The organism is Tunturiibacter lichenicola, from assembly GCF_051013355.1.
GTDB lineage: Bacteria > Acidobacteriota > Terriglobia > Terriglobales > Acidobacteriaceae > Edaphobacter > Edaphobacter lichenicola_F.
Genome location: NZ_CP132944.1, coordinates 5,137,913 through 5,154,079 on the forward strand (window position 1 = coordinate 5,137,913; position 16,167 = coordinate 5,154,079).

Sequence of the window (16,167 nt, forward strand, 5' to 3'; positions counted from 1 at the left end):
GCATACTATGGTCTAAGACTCGTCGAGCTGCGTCCGTCAAGCAGGGAAGCGGCCCACCAGGAGACACCATGCGTACCGTCACGCACATCGGCCTAGCCGCATTCCTCACACTCTCCGCCGCCACCTTCGCTCAGACGTCGCCGACCACCCAACCCCAACAGACGACCCCGCAACAGACCCCGCCGCAATCTGATCCGCAGCCCACGACAACAACGACGACCACAACCACCGAGGTCATCTCGAACGTCCCCGCCGAAAAGCCCATCCCTGGCCATCCCACTGCCACTCCCAAAGAGAGCAAGGACGCAGCAAAAGAAGTCAAAGCCGAAAATAAAACTGACGTCCTCCCATCCCCCGGCCAGGACATGAAGACCAACATCAAGCCCGGCAGCGAAGACGACGTCAACGCCGTCGGCACCCGCAACATCGGCGGCCGCGGCGTTGGCAACTGGTACTCCACCGACTGGGAGATCCGCACCGGCAAGCAGTACTCCATGGAGATCGAAAAATCCGCTCACATGGTCAACGACCCCGTCGTCGTCGAGTACGTCAACCGCGTCGGCCAGAACATCGTCAAAAACTCCGACTGCAAAGTCCCCTTCACCATCAAGGTCATCGACTCCGACGAGATCAACGCCATGGCGCTCCCCGGCGGCTTCTTCTACGTCAACTCCGGCCTCATCCTCGCCGCCGACGAAGAGGCCGAGCTCGCCGGCGTAATGGCACATGAGACCGCCCACGTCTGCGCCCACCACGCCGCCCGCCAGATGACCAAGATGAACTACGTGCAGATTGGTTCGATCCCGCTCATCATCTTCACCCAGGGCTCCTGGACCGGCTACGGCATCTACGAGGCCACCCAGCTCGCCATCCCCATGGGCTTCCTCCAGTTCTCCCGCATGGACGAAGCCGAAGCCGACTGGCTTGGCGTCCAGTACATGTACAAGTCCGGCTACGATCCGCAGGCCTTCGTACAGTTCTTCGAAAAACTCGACGCCCTCGAAAAACACAAGCCCGGCACACTCGCGAAGGTCTTCGCCGACCACCCCCAGACCCCCGACCGCATCATGCACTCTGAAGAAGAGATCGCCACCATCCTGCCGGCCCGTCCCGATTACATGGTCACCACCTCTGAGTTCGACGACGTAAAAGCGCGCCTGGCCCGCCTCGAAAACAAGCGCAAGATCAACGACGGCAAGGGCGGCAACAAGCCCACTCTCCGCCGCACCTCCAGCGGCAACGGCAACAACGACCCCAACAACCCGAACAATCCAGCCAGCACCACCGACGACCGCCCAACCTTGGGCCGCCGCAACTAAGCGCTAAAGCCGACCAAAGGGAGGACCGTAGCAAATCGATCCTCCCATAAACGTATAAAAGTCACGAAGTGACCGCCCCACGCGCAGTGGGCCCGTCCGGCAGGACATGATACTACTGATTAGCCCATCTTTATACCGTCTTTACGAAATCAGGCATAGCCTTAGCTTTTGCAGTCGGTTATAAGGGCCTTATAAGTACAAGGCCAGGAAGTGCATGCTGTTTTGGAAGTCGTTGCTCTCTCTGCTCGTCATGCTGCCCCTCTACTGGGGTATGGTGACCGCGTTCCACCTACTCAATTTGCCGAGTGATCGGGCTGTCCTAGGCGGACTGTGCCTGCTGCTTCTCACCGCAGCAGGTGGATTCATTGCGTTCAGAAATATTTGGAGGAAGTCGTGACTCTCTTTGGTGAAGCATTCAACCCCGGTGGTGGCCGCAACATTAACGCCCAAATGCCGGGCGTAACCCGACTCATCAAAACCGGCGCAGCCGTAGTCGGAACACTTATCTTTTGCCTCATCTTCTTCAACTACATCGCCTCCATCACCCGCATCGGCGCAGGCTACGTCGGTGTCGAAGTCGTCCTCAGCGGCTCGCAGCGCGGCCCCGCAGAAATCCCCATCCGCACCGGCTGGGTCTTCTACAGCCCCCTACGCAGCCAGATCATTGAGTTCCCAACCTTTGTCCAGACCGTCAAGTGGACCCACGACCTCAACGAAGGCCACGCCTCCAACGAGGAGATGAGCTTCAACACGAAAGAAGGTATGGAGATCTACTCCGACGTCTCCCTTAGCTACGCCATCGACCCGCGCCGTGTGCCCGACTTCTACGTGAAGTATCGCCTCAGCGACCTCGATCTCTTCACTCACGGCATCCTCCGCGACGTCGTCCGCAACTCACTCAACGAGGTCGCCTCAACCTACAGCGTGGAGCAGATCTATGGAGAACAAAAAGCCGAGTTCCTCACCAAGGTGCAGGCCCTCATTCAGTCGAAGATGGAGCCCGTCGGCGTAGGCATCCAGCAGTTCGGCTTCATCGGTGCGCCTCGCGTCCCGCCCGTCATCGCTGCTGCCATCACCTCGAAGGCCCAGGCCATCCAGGACGCCGAGCGCGCCCGCAACGAACTGGCGAAGACTCAAGCCGAAGCCGCAAAAACAATCGCCGAAGCCGACGGTGAAGCCAAAGCCGCCGTCACCCGCGCCAACGGCGAGGCCGAAGCGAACAAAATTCGCCAGACCTCACTCACGCCGCAGCTTCTCGAACTCCGCAAGATCGAGAACCAGAAAGCCCTCATCGAGCGCTGGAACGGCCAGCTCCCCACCGTTCAAACCGGCAATGGCGGCTTGCTGATGGAACTACCAAAGATGCAACAATAACCCACCAGACAAGAGCCAACCAACAAACGAGGGGGACTGCAAAACAGTCTCCCTTGTTCACTTTGCTCACCGCATCCCTGTCATTTTGTTACACCGCATCCCCTCATTTGCTCCACCGATCCGCCGTCATGTTGCTCCACCATCCGCTGTCATTCTGAGCGCAGCGAAGAACCCCCGCATTTTGTCTTTGCATTTGCCTGTTCTTGCCGTTGCCTGTCCTTTTGTCGTCTTCCGCACCCTGGCGAAGTAGAAGGATAAGCCCGGCGGCGACTAATGCCTGTCGCCGCCAAGGTGATTCAAACGTAACCTTTACGATGACATATTCTGACCAAGGAAGTCCTTGGCTTTGGCCACTTCAGCGTCCCACATCTTCAATTGTTCCGGGGTCAGGAAGTTCACCACACGCTGGCGAATCTGGTCCCGATGGCTGGCGACCTGTTTGGCAATGTCGCCCTTTGTGATGTTTGGATGGTCTTTGAGATAGTCGCCCACCTTGGAGCGGGCATCTGTAAAGGCGTTTTGCAGTTTTTCTTTTTGATCGCTGCTGAGGTGAAGGTTGGTGGCAAATTTGCCTGCTTCAGCGACGACTTGATCACGTTGTTCTTGTGTAAGGTTCATAGCGACCCTCCGGTTGCTGGTTTGAATATTTGAGGGGCCCGACCCAAGACAGGTCAGATGTGTTTCGAATTCATCTGTTGAGGAGTAGTTGACGGACGAACGGCGCTTTCACGACAGCCTTGCCAGCATAGGGATGCTCCGTCGCGCGGCAAAATCTGCTTGATGGTGGGCCGTGAAGTCGCCCGTCTACGGGATTTGGTCAATCGCGGTCGTGTGATCCAAGCCGCTCCTTACGCATGACCTGCGCGAAATAATAATAGAGAAGTACCCTTGCTCGCAACCAGTGAAGGCGTTTATTGACCCGTCCGTAGACATGAAGCCCCCGTCGTTAAGCCAGGGAAAACCAGATGCCTGTCGCCGCGTACCCCGCTATCCGTGGGTGAGAGGTCACGGTAAGTCAGTTTTTTGAGCAAGTTGGCAAAAACCACGTCCGACTTTCAAGGACTCGATCAGGATTGGCAGTCCAGACCGGGCCGATTCACACGGCGAGATGGAGGTGTAGTGGGTGTCGGCGTAATTGTGCATTGTGTTATGCCGCTAGTGGCGAGATAACGTTGCACCCGGGTGGCGGCATATCGTTGCAGCCAGCACCTGCGTCAAAACCCGCGCCAACACGATAAAATAGAACTATGAGCACCGCGATCATCCCCAACCCATACACCACCGGCTACACCGACGATCACGCAAAATCCGGCCTCGACGCTGCGTTCCCCGCGATCGAAACCTGGCCAAATCAGTTCCAGGCCTACGAGATCCTCGTCGACGACCCCGAGTTCACCTCAGTCTGCCCCAAGACCGGCCTCCCCGACTTCGGCCGCCTCACCATCCGCTACATGCCCCGTGGCAAATGCATGGAGCTGAAGTCCCTCAAAGAGTACCTCTTCACCTACCGCAATCTCGGCATCTTCCAGGAGAACATCGTCAACCAGGTCCTCGACGACGTCGTCAAAGCCACCGACCCCATCTGGGCCGTCATCGTAGGCGACTTCCGTCCTCGCGGAGGCATCTCCACCGTCGTCACCGCGACCTACCCCCGCACCGAGACCGCCCCGACAAAATAAATCTCAAAACCGTGGCGTATTTTTAGGCACCACAAAAAGTGGCAGACAAAACACCTCGTCTGCCACACCAAACACCACAACTTCACCACATATTCACCACATAAAAACACCCAAAATCGGCGTATTACCGAACAAAACCGCCACTCCACCACGCCAGAAAAAATCCGCAAAACACACCTGCTATCCTCCCTCAGAGAGCAACCTCAAAAGAGGAAAGAGGGAACCAGATGGCCTCCTCGACCACGCAGAAGCCCGAACCCTCCAGCGCAGCCTCTGTAGCTGGTGCCACCACTGCTCTCGTTCTCCTCACCGCCCTCAACTTCGTCAACTACATCGACCGCTACATCCTCCCCGGCGTTCAGGAGCAAGTCAAAAGCGAGTTCCACGTCACGGACGCGCAGATCGGCGCCCTGGTCTTCTGGTTCATGGTCGCCTACATGGGGATCTCCCCGCTCACAGGCTGGCTCGGCGACCGCTTTCCGCGCAAACCCATGATCGTCGTCACCGCACTGCTCATGAGTGCGTGCAACTTCTTCACCTCCAGCGTCAACTCCTACTCGTCTCTCAATCTTCGTCATGCCGCGCTCGGCATCGGTGAAGCGAGCTTCGGTATCTTCGCACCAGCCATGCTCGCTGACTTCTTCGCCGAAGACCAGCGCAACCGCGTCCTTACCATCTTCAACGTCGCCATCCCCGTCGGAGCTGCCATCGGTGTCACCGGCGGAGGCGTTATCGGAGTGCACTATGGATGGCGTCACGCCTTCGTCCTCTCCGCCATCCCCGGTGCGATCCTCGCTCTCCTCATTCTCTTCTTTCTGCGCGAACCCGAGCGTAGGACAGCGCCCCACGAGAAGGCGCATGTCGATAAAGGCACCGCACTCTCATTGCTCAAAAACAAGGCTTACCTATCAGCCATTCTCGGCTACGCAGCCGTCACCTTCTCCCTCGGAGGGATCTCCAACTGGATGGCCTCCTTCCTCCAACGCGTCACTGGCTACTCGCAGGAAGCAGCAACCTCAGCCATGGGCCCGATCATCGTCATCGGCGGCCTTGGCGGAACCATCGTAGGAGGCATCTGGGCTCAGCGCTGGAAAAAGCGCACCCCAAGGGCCATGTACTACGTTCCTGCATGGAGCGCCGCTCTCGCCGTCACACCTGCGTTGCTCTGCTTCTTCGGCCCGAAGGTCACAACGCTGCCTTCACTTGCCCTCGCCGTCTTCTTCATCTTCCTCGGTACCGGCCCAGTCAACGCCGCCACCCTCAACGCCGTGCCCTCGAATCTCCGTTCCACCGCCATGGCCGGTCAACTGCTCGTCATACATCTTTTTGGTGACATGAGTTCGCCCAGCATCATCGGCTTCATCAGCGATCACTCCAACCTCCGCATCGGCCTCGCTGCCACACTCATCACCATGCTCATCGCCTCAGTCATCTTCTTCATCGGCTCCCGCTACGCCCCGCCGCTTCACGACCAGATCGACACCGTCGCAGCATAAAGATCCATTCGAAGCGTTTTCATCACAAACAACGCAGTCGAGATGAATTTGCATCGAGCATTTTCCGTAACAGCAACAAAGACAACCATCAACCAATTCCTATCCAGTAGCATGGGAGACAGGTGACCCACAGCATCTACACCGTCCTCCAACTATCCGCCTGGTTTATCGCTCTCCTCTGGTTTTGGAAGGCCGTCACCGCCGCGTTCGGACTACGTCGCGTTCCAAATCTCATCGAGCCGAAGTATGACCTGCACCCCGCAGGAAGCCCATCCCTCACCGTCATAGTCCCCGCACGAAACGAATCAGAAAAAGTAGCGGCGTGCCTCCAGTCCCTCCTCGATCAGCAGTACTCCAACATCCAAATCATTGCCGTCAACGACCGCTCCACCGACTCCACCGGCGCCATCATGGATGCTCTCGCCCTTCAGCATCCCGACAAACTTACCTTCCTTCACATCACCGAACTTCCCGCCCGCTGGCTCGGTAAAACTCACGCCATGGCGCTCGCCGCCAACCACGCAATCTCGGTCCATCACGCCGACTATCTCCTCTTCACTGACGCCGACATTCTCTTCGACCCCGACGCCATCCGTCTTGCTCTCGCCCAGGCCGTCGTCACACAGGCCGATCATTACGTCATCCTCCCCACCGCCATCATCAAGAGCGCAGGCGAAGGCATGCTCATCAGCTACCTCCAGATCATGGGACTCTGGGCAGTCCGCACCTGGCGTGTCTCCGACCCCAAAGCCCTCCGCGACGCCGTAGGAGTCGGAGCGTTCAATCTCCTCCGCACTCCCGCTTATCAGCAACTCGGAGGCTTCGAAGCTCTCCGCATGGAGATCGTCGAAGACCTCGCCCTTGGCAGCCGCGTCAAACAACACGGCCTCCGCCAGCGCATCGCTACCGGCCCCGGCCTGGTCCGCGTTCACTGGCACAGCGGCATCTCCGGAATCATCAACGGCTTGATGAAAAATCTCTTCGCCATCTGTCGCTACAACCCCGCGATCGTCCTACTCTCCTGTCTCAGCATCACGGCGTTCTGCGTCGCTCCTACACTCTTCCTCACCGTCTCCCAGACTCGCACCCCGGCAATCCTGACCTTTGCCTCGATCGTCTTTCTCTACGTTCTCTCAAGCCGCCAAAGCCGCGTCTCCCCCATCTACGCGGTGCTCTTTCCCGCCAGTGCCGCTCTCATCGCATACTCCATCCTGCGCTCGACGATCACCACACTGAAACATGGCGGCGTCACCTGGCGAGGCACCTTCTACCCCCTCGCCGACCTCCGAAAACGCACAACCACCTTCCACTAAGCACGTATTGCTAAGCAGACGGCGATCCTTCAGTGCCCCTCATACTGCTTCGCTCCAAACGGATGAAGGCCATCGGCAGAGACGCGCTCCTCTACCGATGGCCTGCTGTTTTTTGGTCGTTCAGAAAAAATCACATGAGGAAGCGTTCTGTCGGCTTGTATTCTTACCTCAGTTCGCGGCCCGGATTACCAGAACCAGACAAGGACGCAAACGTACTCTGTCAAAATAGCATCAGCCTCCGGCAACATAATGATGGTATCGGTTTGAGGCTCCACAACTTCAGAAACGAGGTTTGAATGGCTCCGTCTCCCGCATCACCGAAAGACTTTCGGCTTTGGCCGTTCGTATTGATTGCTGCGGTGGTGGGCATCGCTGCGATTGGTTTTGCATACACGGCTGGATGGCTGACACCGCACCAACTCACGCCCGAAAAGTTGGTAGCAGCGTTAGCGCCTCCGGGTGGCCCGGCATTAGGGCACCGCCGCAATCACGCCAAAGGCATCTGCTTCACAGGAACGTTTGAGGCAAACGGCGAAGGCTCGTCACTCTCCAAAGCACCGGTTTTCGTTCGGGGCCAATATCCGATTGTGGGACGCTTCAACCTTGGCACTCCGAATCCGAATGCTGAGGACGCAATGGTGCGTACGCGCGGCCTCGGCATTCTCATCACCACGCCGGACGGGCAGCAGTGGCGCAGTGCCATGATCAATGCGCCGATCTTTCCCGTTTCGAATCCGCAGGCCTTTTACGACCTCCTGACTGCCTCCGCAAGCAAGGATCCCGATGCGATGAAGAGCTTCATTGGCGCAAATCCAGGGTTCCTTACGTTTCTCCCCTGGGCCAAGAGTGATCAATGGACCGAGAGCTATGCGGAGGAGCCTTACAACAGTCTCAACTCGTTTCTCTTCGTCGATGAGTCCGGCGCGAAGCATCCCGTCCGCTGGTCGTTGATCCCAGCGGCACAACCTGTTTCTATTTCGCCAGCGGATCTGGCCAAGCGCGGTCCCGATTATCTCGAGCAGGAGATCACGCAACGTGTGGCCGCGGACCCTCAGCACTGGAACCTGATGGTCACCGTTGCCAACCCCGGCGACCCAACTGCAGACCCGAACAAGGCCTGGCCTGCTGATCGTCGTACGATCAACGTTGGCACAATGACGGTGCAGCAGATTGAACCAGAGCCCAACGGCCCGTGCCGCGACATCAACTACGACCCGACCGTGCTGCCGGCCGGAATCACTACGTCGGATGACCCATTCCCCGCCGCCCGTTCGGCGGCGTATTCCAGGTCCTACAACAGCCGAACAGCCGAAGAGGCGGACTACCCGCATACCGCGACAGGAGCCAAGCAATGACGACAAGCCGCAAACGCTTCACCGCGCCGCAGCGATTGCTTCACTGGCTGATGGCAATCTGCATTCTGTCCATGCTGTTTATCGGTGTAGGTATGGTCTCGACCGTCTCTACCAAGTACCTGACGCTGGTCCAGATTCATAAACCTCTCGGTATAGCCATCCTGATACTTGTACTCATTCGCCTAACCCTACGCATCATTTACGGCGCACCTAAGCTGCCCGCCGATCTGCCGGAGCCGCTAAGGCTGGCTGCAGTCTCCTCGCAGTACATCTTCTACTTACTGATGATCGGCATGCCTCTGATCGGCTGGGCTATGTTATCCGCTGCCGAATATCCGGTCGTACTCTTTGGAAGCGTGCATCTGCCGTCGATCGTGCCGGTAAGTCCCGGTCTGCATACGCTGCTATGGCGCGCACATCATTACCTGGCCTTCGCCTTTTTCGGAGTGATCCTGGCTCACATCGCCGGCATACTCTTTCATAAGTTGGTCAGAAACGACGGCATCTTCGAAACAATGGCGCCAGTGATCACACGTGAACAGCATGAGCTAATTGATCGAGTGGAATAGCCAGCGAACGAACTGCATCGGAAAAGCAAAATCTGCTACCAGAACATCCGTACCGATCGGTCGCCAATACCTGTCAAGCCCTCGAACCCCATAAGCCGTTTCAAAACAAGGACTTTCGCGTGGCACATTAGTTCCGCCCCAAAAGCTATACTGACATTGAAGGTTAGGAAGATTAAAAGCAGACTAGCCCCGGGAAACTGTCCGGGGCTAATCTGTTGATAACAAGTATTTTAGGCATAAGCCATCTGTAATGAATATTTTGCAGCCGCCACCACCTTGCAAGTTATTCAATACAAACGTGTTCCATCCAAAATACTCCTGAGGGGGGAGGGGGTACCCCGGTGTTGAAAGGCCCGAGGTACCAGTCGGAAGAGACCGCGCTTAGACCTCGACCAAAACCCGTCCATACCGCTTCTCGACATACTCATCGAGGATCACCTGAAACTCCTCGACGATCTTATCGCCCTTCAGAGTGGTGAACAGCTTGCCGTCCACATAAACCGGAGCCTTGGGCTCCTCGAACGTTCCAGGTAGAGAGATTCCGATGTTGGCATGCTTCGACTCGCCCGGTCCATTCACAATGCAACCCATGACGGCCAGCTTCAACTCCTCAACCCCGGGATACTGCTTCTTCCACTCCGGCATTGAAGCCACAAGATAAGCCTGAATCCGCTCCGCCAGCTCCTGGAAGTAGGTCGAAGTCGTACGTCCGCACCCTGGGCAGCTAGTCACCTGCGGCATGAAGCTCCGAATCCCGAGCGACTGCAGAATCTGCTGCCCGCAACGAACCTCCTCCGACCGGTCCCCACCCGGCGTCGGAGTCAAACTCACCCGGATCGTATCCCCGATCCCCGAAAGCAGCAAAGGAGCCAGCCCCGCAGCCGAAGCCACGATGCCCTTCATCCCCATCCCTGCCTCGGTCAACCCAAGATGCAGCGCATAGTCGCAACGCTTTGCCAACTCGGTATAAACATCGATCAAATCGCGAACGCCCGAGACCTTCGCGGACAAGATAATCTGATCCCGCCGCAGCCCATAACGCTCCGCAGCTGCAGCATTATCCAGCGCCGACACCACCATCGCCTCCATCATCACGTCGCGAGCGGGCAGGGGAGTGGCACTCTTCGAATTTTCGTCCATCATCTTCGTCAGCAGCGCCTGATCGAGCGAACCCCAGTTCACGCCGATCCTTACCGGCTTCTGATGCTCTACTGCAACCTCAACCATCGTCCGGAAGTTGTCATCATCCTTCCGTCCGATAGAAACGTTGCCCGGATTGATTCTGTACTTCGCGAGCGCCTTCGCAGTCTCAGGATATTTCTTCAGCAGCAGATGACCGTTGTAGTGAAAGTCACCAATGATCGGGGTAGACCAGCCCTTCTTCGCCAGCTCCTCGACGATTGCCGGAACAGCCTTAGCCGCCTCGTCGTTGTTGACGGTAACCCGAACCATCTCCGAACCCGCACGTGCCAACGCTGCAATCTGTTGCACAGAGCTCTCGACATCGGCCGTATCCGTATTTGTCATCGACTGCACAACAACCGGCGAATCCGACCCAACCCGAACCCCGCCAATATTCACCGTTACCGCACGTCGTCGCTGTATCTCAGGCATAAACTCTCCACCCTCAAGTTTATCACCGCACCAGCAACAACCTACGCGATACACTACCGAAACGTGGCCCGGTAGCTCAGTTGCATAGAGCAGCGCACTCCTAACGCGAAGGTCGGCAGTTGGACTCTGCCCCGGGCCACCACATAATCCCTTTCTACTCCCTTCGCTATTGTTTTACCGCACCGATGCAGGTTGTGGACCCTGCTTCCGAAGCGTCGGATATAAGAAGATGAGTCAGATGACCCTGGGATTCAAAATCAGCGGAGCCTCTGAACGTCGTCAGATATTCCCCTGAGACTGGCAACCGATAGGAGCCCAAAAGCATTAAGGCGCCGATTGTTTGATTCGCAGCCTTATCAAGTCGTCACCGAACCCTAAACCTTTAAGGATCAGCTCCCGCATGAACTTTATTCTCTCTTGTTCGTTGAGTTTCTCAATCCTCTGATCAGCAATTATGGGGTTATTGAAATACGCGTTCGCCCATTTCTTCGCCTCCGCAGGGTCCGGCGCGCCCTCCAGGCCACGGTCGTATATTTCAAAGAGAGCGAGTTGCGCCTTAGGGTCTTCCTGATCTGCACTCTGTCTTAAACGCCTTGTCGCGCACTCAAAGTCAGGTTTCTTTGATCCGATTCCAACAGCGTAGCGACACATCAAGCCAGTATCTGTACGTGCCCGGATGTCACCGAGATCCGCAGCCCGTGAGAGGCACTTGAACGCGTTGTCTTGAAGACGAAATCGAATTGCAGTGTCAGCGACTTTAGTTAGCTGCAACGTGTCATCAGCTACCTTTTCGCAGGAAACAACAGGAATGGTCGCAGTCCAGGGGACTCGCGGTGGTACTAAATCGCCGGGTCACTCATCGAGTCGTCTAGGCCGTCCGTTCGTAACGACACGCCCACTTCCATAACAGCTGGAGGGACCAGCAATCTCGGCGTTGGCAGCCATCCGACCGATTTCGCTAACCGGCACGCCCAAGTGATAGCGCCATTTCCTTGTAATCTCTTCGCCTGTGCCTCGCGCATTGGCTTTTACAACGTAGCGATCCTAGTGCTCCCAATAGAGACATGCCAGGACTCAATGGTCTCGCCCCAGTTGAAGCGGAGGTGATTCTTTTGGGCTAGAAGTCATAACGTAGAGAAAATTGCATACGGCGCGGGGGACCAAGGAGTGTGTTGGAGACGCCCAGGGTTCCACTGGTGAGTTGAGATTGAAGGTTGGTCGGGACGTCGAAACGCATTGTGTTGGTGACGTTGTAGACCTCCCATGCGAACTTGAGTCCACCGTGGTCACCGAACGACCATCGTTTGGCGAGGCCGGAGTCGAGATCAAATACGCCATCACCGCGGAAGTTATTACGTTGACCAACCTCTCCTGGGTAAGGGAGCCTGATGGGCCCGCCGGTGCTGAGTCCGTTATTGATGGCGTTAGGGTCCTTGAAGAATTGGGGATTTCCGTTCTGGTCGAAGTGCCGGCCAGTCTTCACATCTCCCGTGACGATGCCGTAGCCTCCTTGTTGCCAATCTGTAGTCCATCCGGGCTCGCCCAGGGTGAAGGGCAGGGCACTGGTTGTTCGCAGGATTCCGGAGAGCTGCCAGCCACCGATTAAGGCGTTGACGAAGGTGTTGGCGTTACCGAGATAAGAGGCACCCTTGCCGATTGGAAGTTGGTAGACCCAATCGACCGTGAGAAGGTGAGTGGTATCAAAGTCCGAGACGCCACGATTGAGTTCAGGCTTCCATGTATTGATGATACTGCTGTTTCCAAATGCGACACCGTTGGAAAACTCGGAGCTGCGTTCCGAGTCGGAGCCCATATCGATCGAGCGTGAGTAGGTGTAACTGATGTCAGCCTGGAGACCGTGGCTCATGGGATGGCGTAGCGTGATTTGCGCTGCGTTGTAGTAGCTCATGCCTATGGTGGAGAGAGCGTATAGGGATGAAAACTGATTTTGCCAGAAACGCGACTGGTAGCCAGCAGGGCAGCCGTAGACGCAGAAGAAGTCGATATCGGCCAAGGCTGATGTCGCACCCAGATTGCTGCGGTAAGGAGCCCACTCGTTGGTGTAGATGGCCTGAGTTGCGCTCTCTCCGGAATAGTCGATTCCTGCCATGAAGGGAAAGAGATGCTCGAAGTATGGGATTGCGGCAACGGTTGAGCTTGGATCTCCGCCATTCCGGTCGACCGCTTGAGAAAGTTGAGAGCCAGCGGAGTAGTAGTCTCCGCCTCCCTGGGGGTCGACAAAGTCGACTGGCTGGGTGAGATCGAGGCTCTGCAGGAGATGGCGTCCTAGTCTGCCTACGTAAGCGGCTTCAAGGGTGAAGCCACGAGGCAACTCCTGCTGCACGGAGAAGTCAAAAGCCTCCGAATAGGGTGTTTTCAGCTTGCTGTCCAGACCCCACGTGATGGCAAAGTTGCCCTCTTCCGGGGTAAAGGGAAAAGTCTGGGAGGGTGGCGCGGTTCCGTTGCTGAAGGGCAGTGTACGACGATCGATGAAACGTGGCGAGCTTTGAACGCTGTATGTACTTGCCGGGTTCGAGACCGATGACGAGAGGCCGTAGGATCCGTTTTGATCGAAGGTGTTGATGAGGCTTTGGCCGTAGTGGTCGTAGAAGATGCCGGCTCCGGCGCGGATGGAGGTTTTGGGATTTGGCGAATAAGCGACGGCGAAGCGGGGGGCAATATTGTTTTTCGACTTTGGCCACAGTCCAGGCTTGTTGTAGAAGGGACCACTTGGATTGAAGGTCAGATCTGGCTCATAGATCTGTCCTCGAAGAGCGGCACTCTCGCGCTGATTAAACCATGCGTGTGTGTCGACAGTCGGCGCAACCTGCTGCCCCTTGGTCTCCCACGGCGTTTGCAGGATTGTGTGGCGCAGACCAAAGGTGAGGGTGAGGTTCGGCAAAGCATGCCATGAGTCCTGAATGTAGTACTCGTACTCGTTAGCTTTGAAGTGTCTGTCGATGTATGCGCCATCTGCAAGCAGAGTGCCTGAAGTGGCGCTGCTGACGGCGTAGTTATATAGGTTCGTGACCTGAGGGATGGTTCCGACGAGGTTCGCGTACGCCTGAACGTAGGAGGCAGCGAAGCCACCGCTGACGGAATCCAGTCCTAGAGTCGATGGGTCTGGCGGATTACCACCCAGCCACGATGGGTTCGATGTTCCGGAGTTAAAAGAATTGGAATTGGATGAACGATTCTGGTGGATGAGTCGCCAGTTGCCACCGATTTCGATGGTATGTCTTCCCTTGGTCCAAGTGAAGTTATCAATGATGTTGTTGACTGGAACAGAGATGATCGTCGTTCGAGCCTCCGAGGTGGCGGTGTCGAGATAGCGGAAGTCAACATAGTCGCCCGTTCCGACGCCCGAGTTACCGTAGCCCTGCCGGATGTAGCCATATCGCACATCGTTGACGATCAGGGGCGATATGACCCAGGTATCGCCAAAGGTCATGCCCTTGCTGTTGTCGACCAGTTCGAAAGATGGTCCCTGACCCGGGAACTGTTCGACTCCACCGGTGGTGTCCTTCTGGAGGTTTCCGCGAGCAAACAGATGATGTTTGGTCGAGGGAAGGTAGTCGAGACGAACGATGGTGGTGTTGAGTGTCTTGGGATTAGGCGACGAGAAAGAGTAGGATCCGCTGTTGAGACCGTCGCCTTCGTTTAGCCCGTTTGCGGTGGGCATAGAGTTGAAATACGCGAGAGCGTTGGGGTTCGGTCCAGGACCAGGTGCGTAGGCGCTGGTGTTGCAGACCTCGCATCCCGCGTCAAGCGTCGCTACCTGTGCGGGAGTAAGGGATTCTGTTTCGCCGCCCGATCCGATGTATTGCAAAATTCCCTGTTGATACAGGGCGGTCGGCACAGCACGGACCTCCTGAGAGCTTTCAGCTTGGCGTGACCCTTCGTAGTTGGCGAAGAAGAAGAGCTTGTCTTTGAAGATGGGGCCGCCAACGTCACCGCCGAAGATATTGCGGATGAGCTTTGGGGGGCGGTTATCCTCGCCGCTGTTGAGCTGGGCTTGCTTGTTGAAGAAGTCGTTGGCGACGGTGAAGGTGGGCCGGTTATACCAGTAGGCTGCCCCGTGGAATTGGTTGGTTCCTGACTTGGTGACGAGGCTGACCTGTGCGCCGGAGGAGCGCCCGGCGTCTGCGTTGGCGAGACCTGTGGTGACGCGGAACTCCTCTATGGAGTCCTGGGTCTGACGGAGGACGCCGGTAAACGCGAAGCCGTTGACCTGATCGTTGTCGTCCACGCCGTCGAGGGTGATGTTGCCCTGATCGGATCGGCCACCGTTGACGGCGCCGCTACGGCTGTCCTGCATTTGCGGGTTAGATGGCTGCGGAAGAAAGAAGACGCCAGGCTGAAGGCTCAACAGATCTGGGACGTTTCGGGTTTCACTGGGAAGCGCCTGGATAGTGACGTTATCGGTGGAGTTGCCGAGAGATGCGTCCGTCGTGTTAAGTGTCTGGGCTCCGGCGGAGACTTCGACAACCTCAGTGTTTGTAGACAGGGGCAAAGAGAAGTCGATGGTGGCAGGTTGGTTGACGAGCAACTCTGCTATTTTGCTTACCTTGCCAAAGCCGGTGGCCGTGACAGAAATGCTGTATTTTGCAGGGGGAATCTGAACGAAGAGATATTGGCCGCTGGCTTTGGTGGTGGTGGTGAAGCTTTGTCCAGTTGAACTGTCGGTCAGGTGGACGGCGGCCCCGGAGACTAATGCACCGGAAGGATCCTTGATGTCGCCACGAAGAGACGTGGTCGCGTTTTGGGCCCAGGTTGCGACTGTCAAAAAGCAGAAAAAGACCGTGAATATGCCAGTAGATATACGTCTGCGCATGACTGCCTCCGGAAAGCGGTAGGAGCCGGAGCACCCACCGGAAGTAGGAACGTAGCCTTAATGGCGAGGCCGTGAGGATATTTATTTGTTCTTCAGAACGTTACTAATTGGAAAGCGATTGGATGTTCTAGGTTTTATCTCAAAGCCGAGACCGATTGCAATAGCTAAGAAGCTTTTATGTTAGAAAAGTTGACGCGTCGCGGAAAGCACCCAGGTCAGCCGAACTGTATCACGGCCTCATATCAGCAGGGGAACATCCAATACGTGAGAGATTCCCTATCGGGCTCGACCGAAACGGAGACCATCGCGACCCGCCCAGGCGCACCATGGATGCTCATTGCCAAATTTGTAACAGTGGAGTGTACGCACCTGGTCCCGACCAAATCCAACGCCTCGGCCTATTGCAACTCGGTGCCCGCAGCCAACGGAGCGGTTGGCCTCAACTATGTGGCGTTATGAAACACAAGGAGCTAATCTAATTTCTTCCGTTCGAGAAACATCATCAATTGGAGCGTTCACGTCGTTCCCATTGCTGCAATCTATCCCGACATGAGATGTCCGGCTCTCCCAAACTTGAACAGCGTTGCTCAGACAAAGAAAGCCATTCCCATGGC

Annotated in this window: 11 protein-coding genes and 1 tRNA gene; 8 read left to right on the forward strand and 4 right to left on the reverse strand. The window is 56.7% G+C overall.

Annotated elements, in window-relative coordinates; all coding sequences use genetic code 11:
* Nucleotides 1-68 precede the first annotated feature (68 nt).
* Together RBB82_RS21570 and RBB82_RS21575 are read left to right on the forward strand one after the other, a co-directional pair.
* Complete coding sequence (locus tag RBB82_RS21570) at nt 69-1,319, forward strand: M48 family metallopeptidase (RefSeq protein ID WP_433972790.1); 1,251 nt, start codon at nt 69-71, stop codon at nt 1,317-1,319.
* 393 nt (nt 1,320-1,712) lie between these two features.
* Nucleotides 1,713-2,693 (forward strand): SPFH domain-containing protein, encoded by a 981-nt coding sequence (locus tag RBB82_RS21575; RefSeq protein WP_433972791.1) that lies wholly within the window; start codon nt 1,713-1,715, stop codon nt 2,691-2,693.
* 309 nt (nt 2,694-3,002) lie between these two features.
* On the opposite strand, the gene RBB82_RS21580 is transcribed toward RBB82_RS21575, so the two are convergent.
* On the reverse strand, nt 3,003-3,311 hold the full coding sequence (locus tag RBB82_RS21580) for a hypothetical protein (RefSeq protein WP_433972792.1): 309 nt from the start codon (nt 3,309-3,311) through the stop codon (nt 3,003-3,005).
* 629 nt (nt 3,312-3,940) lie between these two features.
* Here RBB82_RS21580 and queF point away from each other — a divergent pair.
* From queF to RBB82_RS21605, 5 genes are all read left to right on the forward strand, one after another.
* Nucleotides 3,941-4,372, forward strand: coding sequence for a preQ(1) synthase (gene queF, locus RBB82_RS21585; protein ID WP_433972793.1), 432 nt, complete (start codon nt 3,941-3,943; stop codon nt 4,370-4,372).
* 227 nt (nt 4,373-4,599) lie between these two features.
* The gene (locus tag RBB82_RS21590; protein WP_433972794.1) at nt 4,600-5,868 is read left to right on the forward strand and encodes a spinster family MFS transporter; all 1,269 of its coding nucleotides are present in this window, start codon (nt 4,600-4,602) and stop codon (nt 5,866-5,868) included.
* Between the two features lie 122 nt (nt 5,869-5,990).
* Nucleotides 5,991-7,181, forward strand: coding sequence for a glycosyltransferase (locus tag RBB82_RS21595; RefSeq protein WP_433972795.1), 1,191 nt, complete (start codon nt 5,991-5,993; stop codon nt 7,179-7,181).
* Between the two features lie 296 nt (nt 7,182-7,477).
* On the forward strand, nt 7,478-8,536 hold the full coding sequence (locus tag RBB82_RS21600; RefSeq protein WP_433972796.1) for a catalase family peroxidase: 1,059 nt from the start codon (nt 7,478-7,480) through the stop codon (nt 8,534-8,536).
* Nucleotides 8,533-9,105, forward strand: a complete 573-nt coding sequence (locus RBB82_RS21605) for a cytochrome b (protein ID WP_433972797.1) — start codon at nt 8,533-8,535, stop codon at nt 9,103-9,105. The genes RBB82_RS21600 and RBB82_RS21605 overlap by 4 nt, the downstream gene beginning before the upstream one ends.
* 381 nt (nt 9,106-9,486) lie before the next feature.
* Here the strand turns inward: RBB82_RS21605 and ispG are convergent, their stop codons facing one another.
* Nucleotides 9,487-10,719 (reverse strand): flavodoxin-dependent (E)-4-hydroxy-3-methylbut-2-enyl-diphosphate synthase, encoded by a 1,233-nt coding sequence (ispG, locus tag RBB82_RS21610; protein WP_433972798.1) that lies wholly within the window; start codon nt 10,717-10,719, stop codon nt 9,487-9,489.
* 65 nt (nt 10,720-10,784) lie between these two features.
* On the opposite strand from ispG, the gene RBB82_RS21615 reads away from it, so the two are divergent.
* A tRNA-Arg gene (locus tag RBB82_RS21615) sits at nt 10,785-10,861 on the forward strand.
* Between the two features lie 182 nt (nt 10,862-11,043).
* Here RBB82_RS21615 and RBB82_RS21620 read toward each other — a convergent pair.
* The gene (locus tag RBB82_RS21620) at nt 11,044-11,370 is read right to left on the reverse strand and encodes a hypothetical protein (protein ID WP_433972799.1); all 327 of its coding nucleotides are present in this window, start codon (nt 11,368-11,370) and stop codon (nt 11,044-11,046) included.
* Nucleotides 11,371-11,836: 466 nt separating this feature from the next.
* Nucleotides 11,837-15,553 carry a carboxypeptidase regulatory-like domain-containing protein gene (locus RBB82_RS21625; protein ID WP_433972800.1) on the reverse strand — a complete coding sequence of 1,239 codons (3,717 nt, stop codon included), beginning with the start codon at nt 15,551-15,553 and terminating at the stop codon, nt 11,837-11,839.
* Nucleotides 15,554-16,167: the final 614 nt, after the last annotated feature.